This is a genomic window from Tolypothrix bouteillei VB521301, from assembly GCF_000760695.4.
GTDB lineage: Bacteria > Cyanobacteriota > Cyanobacteriia > Cyanobacteriales > Nostocaceae > Scytonema > Scytonema bouteillei_A.
Genome location: NZ_JHEG04000001.1, coordinates 787,673 through 801,524, shown reverse-complemented (window position 1 = coordinate 801,524; position 13,852 = coordinate 787,673). Strand labels below are relative to the sequence as shown.

Here is a 13,852-nt window from a genome sequence, read left to right as displayed (position 1 = left end):
TTCCTCTGCCAGGAATTAAAAGTTTTCGACTTCATGAGGCAATTAACTTTATTTGCAGTTCACAAACATTCACGGTTTCTAGAACTGCGGATAAATGGTTTGTATCCTTCGCTCTAGATACTGAAAAAATCCCACCAATTATTCACCCTATAGAGAAGATTGGTGTGGATCTAGGAGTCAAAACTTTAGCTAGTTGTTCTGATGGCACGACTTATGCCATGCCAATTACCACAAAAATAGCGAAAACCAAGCTTGGTAAATTGCAGTGGCGAAATCGTAACAAGGTACTAGGAAACAAAAAACTAAAAATTAGAGCATCTAAAAACGCTCGGGAGTTTTACGCGCTTGTAGCTAAATCCCATGCTCGAATTGCCAATATTAGGCAAGACGTGACACAAAAGATGACAACTGATTTAAGTCGTAAAGCGTATATAATTCGCATTGAAGACTTAAATGTTCAAGGCATGATTGCCAACAGTAAGTTAGCTGGTGCTGTTAGCGATAACTGTTTTTATGAGATTCGTCGTCAACTCACATATAAGCAATTTTTCTACGGAACAAAAGTCGAATTAGTTGACAGATGGTATCCCAGTTCAAAGATGTGCTGTAAATGCCATCATGTTCAACCGATGACTTTATCCCAAAGGATTTTTTGTTGTGAAAGTTGTGGGCATACACGGGACAGGGACGACAATGCGTCCGTCAATCTTGAGAATGCCCCTAACAATAAAGTAAGGTTGGCTTGACCTGAACTTAACGCCTGTGGACAAGAAGTAGCCGTCTACCTTGGTTGAAGCAGGAAGGAAACGCTAAACGAATCAACAAGTTTGAGGAAGTTTAGGTAAGTTTTTCGGAGCAGAGTTAAATAAAAAGATTTAACTAAATTCTGGGAAATTCCCTATACGGTGGATCTTAAGAACAACATCCTTAGAATAGTGTCACTCAAGTGGCGAACAACTGCACCAAACAGTTCTTCCTTACCTCCGAAGTTTTGATATATGGTGCGTTTGGCAACATGAGCTTCACGAGACAGGATGTCCATATCGATCAAATCATATCCAAGCTCTAAACACACGCGAGTTGCGTCTTCTAACAACTGCTCTACGGCGTGTTTTCAATTTAATAAATAAACCCTGCATTATTACCTAAGAACGAAAACACTAACAACTGCTCTACGGCGTGCTTCGCAAGCATTATTGCGCGGATGGGTAGGTGTAAAACAAGTAGTTCCTATAAAAAGTGCTTCAAACCTTTGATGTGTAAGAATTTAAGCCCCTAGAAAAATAAAAACCATCCGCGCTCCTTATTAAATAAGCTTTTCAGCCATTTTCTCTTGTCATTACCATCCGCGATCGTGCTATGATTAGACCATCCGCGCTACTGCACCTTGAAAATCACATAGAGCAAGCTTTTCAACTCCAAGCAGTTGCAACTTATACGACTCCCTTTTAGGGATTGAAACACTGAAGCATCAATTCCCCATGAAAACTTGGTTACGTTGCAACTTATACGACTCCCTTTTAGGGATTGAAACATTACTACTTATACAAACTATTTTGGAATTTAAGTTGCAACTTATACGACTCCCTTTTAGGGATTGAAACAAAAAGTAGATCGCTTATAGTATCTCGAATTTTGGCATTCGTTGCAACTTATACGACTCCCTTTTAGGGATTGAAACGAGTTGAGCAAAGAGGAAAGTTGAGTTGAGCAAAGAGGAATGTTGCAACTTATACGACTCCCTTTTAGGGATTGAAACACTAAAATCAGAAATACCGAATATTTCATCAAAAGCACAGTTGCAACTTATACGACTCCCTTTTAGGGATTGAAACCTTATATGAAATTAGAAGAATTAAAATCATCTTACGTTGCAACTTATACGACTCCCTTTTAGGGATTGAAACGGGATATGAATCAGCACACTCAAGAAAGATACGAACTGAGCGCGTTGCAACTTATACGACTCCCTTTTAGGGATTGAAACCAACCAGACCAGCCGAGCGTAATGTATCGATTAAAGTAGTTGCAACTTATACGACTCCCTTTTAGGGATTGAAACTACCAACTCAAGTCAATCGGTGCTGACCTCCCCGTTGCAACTTATACGACTCCCTTTTAGGGATTGAAACGCAGAGTTGGGCAATTCCCGAGAAGAGGCTGAGAAGTTGCAACTTATACGACTCCCTTTTAGGGATTGAAACACAACAACTGGCAGCCAATAGCGCACAGAAACGTTGCAACTTATACGACTCCCTTTTAGGGATTGAAACCACACGCTGCTACTATCTTCTGTTGTCCCCTGGTTGCAACTTATACGACTCCCTTTTAGGGATTGAAACATATTTAATACTTGCCATAATAAATTGTGTACTGTTGCGTTGCAACTTATACGACTCCCTTTTAGGGATTGAAACTGCAAATCAAGGTATTACTGTAGATGAATTAGAGGCTCTGTTGCAACTTATACGACTCCCTTTTAGGGATTGAAACGTAGAGTATCACCGGAATAGTACCGGGATTATCACGGTTGCAACTTATACGACTCCCTTTTAGGGATTGAAACATGGTTGGGATGCCGACAATATCAACCAAAAGTATTGTTGCAACTTATACGACTCCCTTTTAGGGATTGAAACATGAGAAAATCTAGGCTTCAACTCGGAAGCCTAGAGTTGCAACTTATACGACTCCCTTTTAGGGATTGAAACGTAATGTAGCGGTAGAAGTATCAAAACTTCCTTTGGTTGCAACTTATACGACTCCCTTTTAGGGATTGAAACATAAAGCGTATGCTGTCTACTCATTTAGAGAGAAGTTGCAACTTATACGACTCCCTTTTAGGGATTGAAACAACTTTTAACAAATCCCTGTATACTTCGCCCAGGTTGCAACTTATACGACTCCCTTTTAGGGATTGAAACACGCGCACGTACAGCACGCAGCTTACGCGCTCGGTTGCAACTTATACGACTCCCTTTTAGGGATTGAAACTTATATAATAAAGTGCAGATTTGTACTACTCCTTGTTGCAACTTATACGACTCCCTTTTAGGGATTGAAACCTTAGTTTGTCTCCCTTACCAAGGACAGAAACTTGCGTTGCAACTTATACGGCTCCCTTTTAGGGATTGAAACTTAAAAACCCGCTCATTTCCGCGCTCAATTAAGTAGTTGCAACTTATACGGCTCCCTTTTAGGGATTGAAACCTCCAGCATTATGCAAGAGGCAAGCCAAGAAGCGAAAAGTTGCAACTTATACGACTCCCTTTTAAGGATTGATACTAAATCTGCCTCTTGTACCCCCTTTATGATTAAGTCCGCGCAGGCGGACTTTGTTTGTATAGCCTCGATTTCCAATCGTTAGGGTAAAAGCAGGGGTGTTTCATTCTTTCTTTACAGAAGAATAATTGAACAAAGTCTTTTCCCTCTAAAACGTATAAAAAATCTTCGGTTTACCGTACTTTTTTATAGTAGTTATTTCTAGTACGGTTATTATGAATTTGATAGTAGTTGAAGCCGAATCACAAAGCTTTTCTCCCAGGAATATTATGAGTATATAAAGCAAAGTCACAAGAACGCAATTTCTACTTATTCATAATACCTATGACACTCATTCGTTACAATCCCTGGCAAGAACTAAACGCTATCCAACGCTTGTTTGAAGATACAAGAGTTCCATTTGAGAAAGATTTTGTGAAAGTTCCGGCTGCTGAACTGACTCAAACAGATGATGCAGTTCATCTCAAATTGGAACTTCCAGGAATGGATGCTAAAGATTTAGATATCCAAGTAACAGAAAACGCTGTTTCTATTAGTGGAGAGCGCAAGTCCCAAACCAAGACTGAAGACAAAGGTACGATACGGACAGAGTTCCACTATGGTAAGATTCAGCGCGTCATTCCATTACCTATCAAAATTCAGAATACTGATGTCAAGGCAGAGTACAAAGATGGGATTTTGAATTTGACGCTGCCTAAAAAAGAGGAAGAAAAGAACAAAGTTGTCAAAGTGAACTTAGAACAGCTTGCGTCTTAATTGGTTGCTTGGGTATTGATTTCCCTTTGCCACAATTAAGTAATAACAATTTGTTAATTTACGAGAAAGCCCAGTCTAAAGACTGGGCTTTCTCGTAATTTTGTTCAAAGCGAATCAGTTCGATGGATAGATTCGATAAGTTCCTCAACTTCTTCATCATTGGAACATTGCTGCACGTGAGATTTAAACCACTCTAATTCTTCCGGTTCCGTGTTTTGCACTTGATATACGAGTAGTGTTCCTGCTACCCGTGCTAAGGTGAGTGGTTCGCAGGGAATGCCATCGAGCAAAAGACTGGCATCTCGATACAGCCGTTCTGCTGCTCTCTCATCAAGTGGTTGTCCCATTTGAAGAGCAATTTCTTGCAAGCTTTGTTGAATCGATTGCTGAATATCCGATGGAAAAGAATCGTTCATCTGGTGTAATCAAAAAGCGCAGTCCACTAAAGTCAATTGTATCTTTTAGTTTCCCCTCTCCCGTGCGATCGCTTTACTGAATATACAAGCTACAAGTTCTTAGCTAGCCATCACACTTGGTTTTTTATTGTATGAGTTCAGTATTATGTATAATATTGTACTTAATACTAATTTCAACTTGAGCTAGCGGTTATCGCTAAAATGCAACCATAATAGGCAGAGAAAATAACCTCTGTCTTTGGAACTACAAGACAAACTTCACGAAAAATGGATGTCCTAATTTAGTGACTCCATTAAGTGTACCCCAAGAGCTATCGGCAGTCTTAGTATAAAAGTTAGCATTATCGCAACTGGCGCTATTGAAAAAAGTAAAAGGACAGTTGTAGGCGAATTGAATTTCCTTGAGTATGCCCTCTTCATCCTTATAAGAGTATTTTGCCCAACCTTGAGCACCAGAATGTCCCGGATTATCTTGCAACCATAATTTTACTTGTTCTCCTTGACTGATTTTTTGGGGAGGAGCAATAACGTAATGTCCGGAAGTTGCTTCGTAATTCTCGAGATTTAAGTCAAACTTTCCTTGTTGATTATCAATGATGATATAACAAGAGAAATCACCTGCGGAAAAAGTACCGTCAGCCACCTTAGCTTTTTGTGCATAAGACACTTCAATATTGTAAGTGCCTTCATTGTTAAATACTTGAAAAATATCTGCATGAAAATCATCAACGTTAATGAGAATAAAGGTAGGGTGCTTTTTCCCAATGTCAGTTCGTGAAGGACAATGAAATCCCGTATTTACATAATTGATTAAAGAATTTTCCAGACCTGAAATGGGTTGATGGGTGTGTCCCATAACCACCAGTTCTGCTTCAGCTTCAAAAGCCAGCTGTTGAGCAAACCATCCCATATAGCTGCCGTTGGCATCAGCCATAATTGCTTTATAGGCAAGTAATGCAGAATGGTTTTTCTCCCGCCATTCCGAAAATAAATTCTCGTAAATAGTCTCAGCTTCTGCAAAGGTAGTTTCCTTCCCCAAAGCTAATTTGATTGGTTGCGTTCTCTCAATACCAGTTGAATTAGCAACAGTGTTAAGAATCAATTTAGCTAAAGATGAGAGTGTATCCCATGCTTGCTGTTCGTTTCCAGTTAATATTTCAATTGGATTGGGAATTGCATCTTTTAAGATTTTCAATAACCCCGGTACTATATCCCAACCAGATGGATCTCCTGAATCGTTTAAGTCAGCAACAGTTTGACCGGGCTTGAGTTGCTTTTGTCGCATGGAAGCAACAGCGCGGGTAATAAATTGACCCAGGGGTAGTGGAGCTATTGGATTGTTTGCATTGTTATAAGGGGCATTGAACATTGTATAGATATGCCCGTGAGTGCAAACAATTTTTTTGTTTTCAGCAATAGGGTAGTAAATATCACCAGGTGATAATTTAATTTTGTAGCCTTTGGGGTTTTGTATCTTATCTAAATCATCCTGGGTAATGGTCATGTCGTGATTGCCACGCACATAGGTAACATTTCCCTCAAGAGCAGTCAAAACCTGGCTCAACTTTCCATGGGAACCAAAAATATTACTGTTGGCTGCAATTATGTCCTCAAAGCAAGGTGGTTCTCGATCTGATGGGTAAGTCCAAAAATCAACTACGTCACCTAAAAGAATCAGTTCTCTAATGGATGGAGCATTTGCAATGACCCAATCTAAAACAGTTGCTAAGTAAGGTTCGTGAAGCTCTTTTTGATACCAGACAGTAGGAGCATTTGTACCAATGTGAATGTCACTTAGGACAACTATTTGATTCTTCATAAAATTTTCTACCAAAAGTCATTACAGTCATAGGCTACGTATATATAGCACTGTCATCCGTGTTTGTACGCATTCTTTTTAAAAAACAGTTCACCAGAAATGCTGTATAGAATTCAGTTTTGAAATGAGCCGCTTCCAGCGCGATCGCGATTTTTCTTTTGAGATGAGCTCGTTGGATTAGCTTCTTTAGGACTTACGCAAAGCTCCCCAATCGAGCGGCTACGGTGGTGTACAGATCTCTAGAAAAGAGATGAAACATCGTGAAAAGGGAGAATTGGAGTTAAGTTCCCCCTTTTTTAAGGGGGGTTAGGGGGGATCGAAACCGCAATGAATGCACTATATAAGACTTGTGTACACCACCGTAGCTTTTTAAGGAGGGATCTGCAACACGTGAAAACCCCAAAATAGCGTTGACGTTGCGTAAGTCGTGTTCTTGTTACACTGTTGTTTTCTAAACAGATGTAGTATAGATTTGTAGTATGTTTTGGATGTGAATAATCATTACTAATTTGTAGTAGAGATCCATGCATTAAAGCGCTACTACGAACAGAATAATATTTTATATTTTTTTCATAGTTGTGTTTTTTCTTGTCTACCTACTTACATTTCATCAATTAGATTTCTAGCAAAAGCGTGTGTTGTTGATGAATATAAAACTGCTACCAGTTTCGCTTTAGATTGCGTCCATTTCAAGCTAGAACATCCGCCACTTAGAGGTTGTTTGAAAGGTGGTTAGCTGTGATTTTACACACTCGGAGATCCCCCCTAGCCCCCCTTAAAAAGGGGGGAAAATACTTTTAAAGTTCCCCAATTTATCGGTAGATTTAGGGGGAACTTGAATGTTTTGCTACTGATGAAAGGACTTTTCAAACATTTTCTTAGAGATATAAAGACATATTTATATATAATAATTATGATTTTACTATTTATAAAGCCGCATCTGCTACTCCATCGTAAATGCAATTGATAGGCAAATTTTTATCAATTTAATAATTATTATTGCGAGATTTAAAGACATATTGTACTGGAAAAATACCGAGTTTAAAATAAAAGTATTTCCGTATTTATAACATTTAATAAGTGAGATTTTTTTAGTAAGCTGAAATGAAATCTTTAAAAAAATAATGAAAATATTTACACATAAATATATACTCAATATCTCAGTAAGTCAGTTTTTCCAGTTTGAGCAATTGGGTACTACTTACAAGACAGAAGTTTTAGCTGGGGTCACGACATTTATGACTATGGCTTACATTTTAGTTGTGAATCCTAGAATTTTATCAAATGCTATATTTCAAGAGCAGCCAGGAGATTTGTTCAATCAGATTCTCATTGCCACTGCCATAACCTCTGCATTTGCAACCGCTTTAATGGGACTGCTCGCAAATTATCCCTTTGCTTTAGCCCCAGCGATGGGTCTCAACGCTTTTTTTGCTTTCTCGGTGGTTTTGGAGTTGAAGGTAAGTTGGCAATTAGCATTAACATCTGTTCTACTTGAAAGTCTAATCTTTATCGGTTTGATTCTCAGTAACATTCATATCCAAATCATCCAAGCCATTCCAGCTTCCCTCAAATACGCTACTGTAGCGGGTATTGGTTTGTTTATTGCCTACATTGGATTGTCTGGTGTTCCTGACGCACCATCCCTAGGAGCAGGTATTATTGTTGCCAGTCAAGCAACCCTAACCACTATAGGTTCCTTTAAACATCCTGCTACCTTAATGTCAGTTTTCGGTTTAATGCTGACCGCAACCTTAATGGTACGTCATATCAAAGGAGCGATACTGTGGGGGATTTTTGCCACAGCACTGTTAGGCTGGACATTGGGAATTGCTCCTTGTCCCGAGAAAATTATCGCTTTACCCAAATTTCCAGACGCTCTGGTAGGTCAAGCATTTATAGGGTTGAACAATATTCAGCCCGACCAGGTGTGGAATCTCATCAGTGTCACACTAACGTTTTTGTTTGTGACTTCTTTTGACACCATTGGTACACTCACTGGTTTGGGACAGCAAGCTGGTTTTATCAATCAAAAAGGTGAATTGCCTCATGCGAGCAAGTCATTGTTAGCTAGTGCGATCGGCATCTCCTTTGGTGCATTGATAGGCACTTCCCCATGCGCGACTTATCTTGAGTCTGCTTCAGGAATATCTGAGGGGGGAAAGAGCGGCTTCACGTCTGTGGTGGTAGCAATCCTTTTTTTACTTTCGCTGTTATTCACTCCTGTCTTTGCAGCAGTCCCTGCTTTTGCTACAGCACCTGCATTGATAATAGTAGGGGTTTTAATGATGAGTAGCGTGCAAAACATCAATTGGAATGACTTATCTGAGGCAATTCCGGCATTTCTTGTTATTGTGACTATGCCTCTAACCTATTCAATTGCAGAAGCATTGGCAATTGGTTTTATTTTCTACCCCTTAATGAAAGCTTCCCAGGGAGTGGCTCATCAACTGAGTAAGCCAGTTTTCTTTTTGGCAGCTATTTCTATGTTGCACTTGATGCTAAAAGCTTAGAGGCTGTTGGGAAATTCTTTGCGATCGCTCTTGGGTGATAGAAAAGCAATTGCTTGTGCAGTACCTAAGCCATTGCTACTCTAGAAAGTGCAAACTGCAACACAAAAAACACATGACCCGAGTTTCACTGGGACGCAACTTGATTGCTGTCACAGCTATTCTCTTCATATTTGTGCCTATCGGTGTAGATGGTCTTTTACTTGCAAAAGCACATATGGCAAATCCAATGTGGTTGCCATATGTGCTTTTGCACTGTGCAATGTCCTTGTTTGCAGCCATTACTATGGGAGTAAGTGCTTTGGCTGTCCTTTGGACTTGCCCAACAACAGATCTGGCTTCGGCTGCTATTGCTGCGCGGATGGGTAGGTGTAGAAAAAGTACTTCTTGAAAAAGTGCTTCAAACCTTTGATGTGTAAGGAGTTAAGTCCCTTGAAATATAAAAACCATCCGCGCACCTTTCCACACAAGCGTTTCAGCTATTTTCTCTTGTCATTCCCATCCGCGATCGTGTTATGATTAGACCAACCGCGCTACCGCACCTTGAAAACTCCATATTGCAAGCATTTCATCTTTTAGCAGTTGCAACTTATACGACTCCCTTCTAGGGATTGAAACTTGAATTGTGCGATCGCATCGACGTACAAATCCAAGTTGCAACTTATACGACTCCCTTCTAGGGATTGAAACTTTACATCAAGAGTTTGAACAACTAAGAGTGAAATGTTGCAACTTATACGACTCCCTTCTAGGGATTGAAACGTTGATTCAATAATTGACTCATTAGGGCAATTTAAGTTGCAACTTATACGACTCCCTTCTAGGGATTGAAACGATTTACTTGGTGGGGAGTAATGATGAAGTTCTGTTGCAACTTATACGACTCCCTTCTAGGGATTGAAACTACCTCCTAGCAAATCATCCCAAAACTTTTGCTCGTTGCAACTTATACGACTCCCTTCTAGGGATTGAAACCTAATTCAGATTGCAGTTGGTCGATAGCAGCAACCAAGTTGCAACTTATACGACTCCCTTCTAGGGATTGAAACTGTCCACTTTCACAGCGAACTAATATGAATATACAGTTGCAACTTATACGACTCCCTTCTAGGGATTGAAACAGAGAGCATCACCCCCGCACATCAGATTGTGATGTGGTTGCAACTTATACGACTCCCTTCTAGGGATTGAAACAATTAACACAAACAGCACCAAGCACGGGATTTGTTAAGTTGCAACTTATACGACTCCCTTCTAGGGATTGAAACGAGTTTATTTTCTCAGAGCACAATACGCCCAACACCGATGTTGCAACTTATACGACTCCCTTCTAGGGATTGAAACGGCAAGCAAGGGTTTGATTATGAAAAGCATACCGGTTGCAACTTATACGACTCCCTTCTAGGGATTGAAACTGGGTCTTAATTGCTGAGATGGCTCAAAGAAAGATAGTTGCAACTTATACGACTCCCTTCTAGGGATTGAAACTGTTTCTCACAATCGAACCTTAGCGACTCTTGGGAAGTTGCAACTTATACGACTCCCTTCTAGGGATTGAAACTTTAAAAATGACATAGTGACTCCTATTGATTGGGGTTGCAACTTATACGACTCCCTTCTAGGGATTGAAACTTGGCGATCCGATTAACCAGGAAATCTCTGAGGTAGTTGCAACTTATACGACTCCCTTCTAGGGATTGAAACGTGTGGTGTGTGTGAGTAAAACCTAAAATATTTACGTTGCAACTTATACGACTCCCTTCTAGGGATTGAAACAGATAAGTCTGATATTGAATCGTTAGTTTTAAAAGGTTGCAACTTATACGACTCCCTTCTAGGGATTGAAACAGCTCGTGAGCGGCTAAATGTCCTTTTTACTAGAAATCAGCGTTGCAACTTATACGACTCCCTTCTAGGGATTGAAACTCGCAATCTGCTGGGGCAAGTAGTGTGCGATCGTTGCAACTTATACGACTCCCTTCTAGGGATTGAAACAGTGATGTACCCCGTTCCGCCTGCGATTCTGCCGGTTGCAACTTATACGACTCCCTTCTAGGGATTGAAACATACTCTTTGATTACTTGAATCATTTTACTTGATGTTGCAACTTATACGACTCCCTTCTAGGGATTGAAACAAAGCAGCAGTAAAGTGAGTATTTGTACTATCATCATAAGTTGCAACTTATACGACTCCCTTCTAGGGATTGAAACAGGAAAAATATCTCTCCTATAAAGTAAGTAAAGCTAGGTTGCAACTTATACGACTCCCTTCTAGGGATTGAAACTACCTTTAGTCGTTTCCTTGCGAAATACTATGCTAGTTGCAACTTATACGACTCCCTTCTAGGGATTGAAACGGAATTCTACCTGATTCAGTCGCAGCAAGCATTCCAGTAAGAATATTTTTAACACGTAGCGAAGACCAAAAATTGCTGGAATTAAAACGAGGCGATTGCGTACCACAAATCACAATCATATAGAGCAGAACTCCTAAGACTGTCTTCAAGGGGATGGAAAGTCAAAGAATTATCATCCTACTTCAATTAGACTACTGGTAAGGTACGTACCACAATACACAGATGGCAACAGCATGGTTTGAAAGGATTGTGGAATGTGCCCCGTCCTGGTCGAACATTGACGATGAAGATAATGAGAGTGGGAGTAAAAATGATTGGCAATCAAACCAAAGGTAAAAGCTTTCGTGGACTTCTTGAATATCTCGAAAATCAGGCTATAGTAAATATATATATAATAAATGTATTTACTATATAGGCAGCGTTAGTCTTTTAACCCGCCGCCATAGTTGTGCTCAATGAATTTACATCTTGCCGACTCCTACTGTTTAGTTGATTACAGGCATCAGTCATGAATAAAACTCGGTACTGGATTGGTGTGGGCTCAAAAGATCGCGTTATTAAGGGTGTAGAAGGAGGCTTTTGTCAACTTTGTCATGGCAAAGCCAATCCGCTTAAGCGACTTGCTGTTGGTGATTGGATTATTTACTATTCTCCTCATAGTGAAATGGGAAGCACAGATGTGGTACAAGCGTTTACGGCAATCGGGCAGATTCTGGAACAAGAGCCGTATCTTTGTGACATGGGCAATGGTTTTGTTCCTTATCGCCGTGATGTGAGATTCATAGCAGCAGAGGAAGCATTGATTCGACCATTGCTCGATGATCTGTCTTTCACTAAAAACAAGAAATCTTGGGGATATATCTTTCGATTGGGGTTGTTTGAAATCTGCCTCACAGATTTTCGGCGAATTGCAACAGCGATGAATGCTTCCGGTTGTACTCTATGACTATTGACTGGGCAAAAGTTTCACGTTTTACCATGCCATCAGAAAGCGCAGGGTATCTGCTTTGGCAAGTCACCCATTTGTGGCAACGTCGAGTTGATGCAGTTCTGGCAGAACTTGACATCACTCATCTACAGTTTGTTGTGTTAGTTGGGATTGGTTGGCTCACAAGTAAAGATGATTTGCTGACTCAGGTGCAACTGGCAGAATTCTGTAAAATTGATGTGATGCAAATTTCTCAAGTGGCGCGAAGATTGGAAGTTAAAGGGTTGGTAACACGCTCTCCTCATCCGACAGATACACGAGCAAAGATGCTAATGCTAACAAATTCTGGCCAAACAATCCTCGAACAAGCACTGCCACTAATTGAGCATTTGGATGCAGAGTTTTTTAGTTGTTGCAATCATGCTGTCTTACTAGCTGAACTCAAAAATCTGCACCTTAACTGTGTCTAATAATTTCTGACAAAGTTGTCTGCTGTTATAAGTTCGCTGTTCTTTCGCCAAGCTCTGTTCGACTACCGATTGATAGGCACTTCCCCATGCGCGAAATTGCACTGTGCAATGTCTTTTTTTGCAGCCATTACTATGGGAGTGAGTGCTTTGGTTGTCCTTTGGACGCGCCCAATGCTTGAGTTGCAACTTATACGACTCCCTCCTAGGGATTGAAACGCGTTGATTTGCTGCATTGTCAGTATCTCAACTGGTGTTGCAACTTATACGACTCCCTCCTAGGGATTGAAACATAAGGAAGATGTGACGTGAAACCATACTCAGGGCTAAAGTTGCAACTTATACGACTCCCTTCTAGGGATTGAAACAACTGCCAAACACTGCTTGTTTGCGGACAATTGACATCTGACCAAGTATTTAGAATTTAAAGTTGACAAATCCGATATATCGCAATATATTAGATATAATGATAGCGATATATCGTGATACATTAACAAAACCAAGAAATTATATATGTTCAGACAATTTCATCCACGTTTTCCCGTACCAGTCCATGCAGGAGTTGAATTTGGCAATGAATTTTTCATGAGTGCGCGACACGGACACAGAGGTTCGTCTAGTAGTGATTGGGGAAATGAGCCTCGCACCCGTCGCGGTGACATCAAATTTATGCTGCTTGGGCTTCTGTCTGAGCGTGCCCAGCATGGTTATGAATTGATTAAAGAGCTAGAAACCCGTCGGGGAGGCTTTCGCCGTCTCAGTCCTGGCTCTGTCTATCCAACGCTTCAGATGTTGGAAGAAGGCGGTTATTTGACTAGCGAGCAAGTCGATGGTAAACGTGTCTACACAATCACCGAGAGTGGTAGACGATTGTTGAGCGATCGCAAAGAGCAGGCTGATTCAAGAAACGCTCATGACAGTTTTATGGAAAGCAAGCCTTCTGAATTAGTTGAGTTGCGGCGTACTTTAACAGAGTTGAATGATGCTGTGACACACATTGCACGCAATGGCAATTTAGAGCAAGCCAATCGAGTACGCGATCTGCTTGTTCAGGTAAAGCGTGAGATCTACAAGTTTCTTGCAGAGTCATAAGTACAGATGGAGTCCAATACTTGTCGGTTAAGCCTAAAAATGCATTTCCCGCGCCCTGGGGACTGGTGAACCCGGAGGGGGGTTTCCCCCCAACCCCACTTCGTGGGGACCCCAAAGCCCACGCAGGTGGGCTTTGTTTGTATAGCCACAGACTTCCAGTCTGTAGGGCTTTTGAGAAATTGGCAAAGGTATTAATTGACTATCAAATTTTATTATCACGATC

The 13,852-nt window shown here is 40.6% G+C and carries 10 protein-coding genes and 2 CRISPR repeat arrays; of the genes, 7 read left to right on the top strand and 3 right to left on the bottom strand.

The window, feature by feature from the left end; genetic code table 11:
* On the top strand, nt 1–746 hold a 746-nt coding region (locus HC643_RS03020; protein WP_167844611.1), incomplete at its 5' end, for an RNA-guided endonuclease InsQ/TnpB family protein.
* A 152-nt stretch (nt 747–898) separates the two neighbouring features.
* Here HC643_RS03020 and HC643_RS03015 read toward each other — a convergent pair.
* Nucleotides 899–1,096, bottom strand: a complete 198-nt coding sequence (locus tag HC643_RS03015; RefSeq protein WP_038081758.1) for a TetR/AcrR family transcriptional regulator — start codon at nt 1,094–1,096, stop codon at nt 899–901.
* A gap of 329 nt (nt 1,097–1,425) precedes the next feature.
* A CRISPR array of direct repeats spans nt 1,426–3,285; the repeat unit is 37 nt; unit sequence GTTGCAACTTATACGACTCCCTTTTAGGGATTGAAAC.
* Between the two features lie 321 nt (nt 3,286–3,606).
* Between HC643_RS03015 and HC643_RS03010 the strand changes: the two genes are divergently transcribed.
* Entirely contained in the window at nt 3,607–4,038 is a 432-nt protein-coding gene (locus HC643_RS03010) for an Hsp20/alpha crystallin family protein (RefSeq protein WP_038090887.1), read from the top strand.
* A 104-nt stretch (nt 4,039–4,142) separates the two neighbouring features.
* Here HC643_RS03010 and HC643_RS03005 read toward each other — a convergent pair whose 3' ends face one another.
* Nucleotides 4,143–4,454, bottom strand: coding sequence for a hypothetical protein (locus HC643_RS03005; RefSeq protein WP_038090889.1), 312 nt, complete (start codon nt 4,452–4,454; stop codon nt 4,143–4,145).
* A gap of 244 nt (nt 4,455–4,698) precedes the next feature.
* The gene (locus HC643_RS03000) at nt 4,699–6,273 is read right to left on the bottom strand and encodes a metallophosphoesterase (protein ID WP_038090892.1); all 1,575 of its coding nucleotides are present in this window, start codon (nt 6,271–6,273) and stop codon (nt 4,699–4,701) included.
* Between the two features lie 1,124 nt (nt 6,274–7,397).
* Here HC643_RS03000 and HC643_RS02995 point away from each other — a divergent pair.
* The 5 genes from HC643_RS02995 to HC643_RS02975 all read left to right on the top strand — a co-directional run bounded on the left by HC643_RS02995 (nt 7,398) and on the right by HC643_RS02975 (nt 13,629).
* Nucleotides 7,398–8,786, top strand: a complete 1,389-nt coding sequence (locus HC643_RS02995) for an NCS2 family permease (RefSeq protein WP_050046108.1) — start codon at nt 7,398–7,400, stop codon at nt 8,784–8,786.
* 112 nt (nt 8,787–8,898) lie between these two features.
* Nucleotides 8,899–9,174 carry a hypothetical protein gene (locus tag HC643_RS02990; protein ID WP_038090894.1) on the top strand — a complete coding sequence of 92 codons (276 nt, stop codon included), beginning with the start codon at nt 8,899–8,901 and terminating at the stop codon, nt 9,172–9,174.
* Nucleotides 9,175–9,364: 190 nt separating this feature from the next.
* A CRISPR array of direct repeats spans nt 9,365–11,142; the repeat unit is 37 nt; unit sequence GTTGCAACTTATACGACTCCCTTCTAGGGATTGAAAC.
* A 508-nt stretch (nt 11,143–11,650) separates the two neighbouring features.
* Complete coding sequence (locus tag HC643_RS02985; protein ID WP_038076295.1) at nt 11,651–12,088, top strand: EVE domain-containing protein; 438 nt, start codon at nt 11,651–11,653, stop codon at nt 12,086–12,088.
* Nucleotides 12,085–12,540, top strand: coding sequence for a MarR family winged helix-turn-helix transcriptional regulator (locus HC643_RS02980; RefSeq protein WP_050046107.1), 456 nt, complete (start codon nt 12,085–12,087; stop codon nt 12,538–12,540). Before HC643_RS02985 ends, HC643_RS02980 begins: the two co-directional genes overlap by 4 nt.
* Before the next feature lie 510 nt (nt 12,541–13,050).
* On the top strand, nt 13,051–13,629 hold the full coding sequence (locus HC643_RS02975) for a PadR family transcriptional regulator (RefSeq protein WP_038076297.1): 579 nt from the start codon (nt 13,051–13,053) through the stop codon (nt 13,627–13,629).
* The last annotated feature ends 223 nt before the right edge of the window (nt 13,630–13,852 follow it).

Bases quoted from the DNA above. Each gene is read 5' to 3' on its own strand.
- HC643_RS03005 (WP_038090889.1), bottom strand. From the start codon at position 4,454: ATGAACGATTCTTTTCCATCGGATATTCAGCAATCGATTCAACAAAGC.
- HC643_RS03000 (WP_038090892.1), bottom strand. From the start codon at position 6,273: ATGAAGAATCAAATAGTTGTCCTAAGTGACATTCACATTGGTACAAAT.
- HC643_RS02990 (WP_038090894.1), top strand. From the start codon at position 8,899: ATGACCCGAGTTTCACTGGGACGCAACTTGATTGCTGTCACAGCTATT.
- HC643_RS02995 (WP_050046108.1), top strand. From the start codon at position 7,398: ATGAAAATATTTACACATAAATATATACTCAATATCTCAGTAAGTCAG.
- HC643_RS02985 (WP_038076295.1), top strand. From the start codon at position 11,651: ATGAATAAAACTCGGTACTGGATTGGTGTGGGCTCAAAAGATCGCGTT.
- HC643_RS02975 (WP_038076297.1), top strand. From the start codon at position 13,051: ATGTTCAGACAATTTCATCCACGTTTTCCCGTACCAGTCCATGCAGGA.
- HC643_RS02980 (WP_050046107.1), top strand. From the start codon at position 12,085: ATGACTATTGACTGGGCAAAAGTTTCACGTTTTACCATGCCATCAGAA.
- HC643_RS03010 (WP_038090887.1), top strand. From the start codon at position 3,607: ATGACACTCATTCGTTACAATCCCTGGCAAGAACTAAACGCTATCCAA.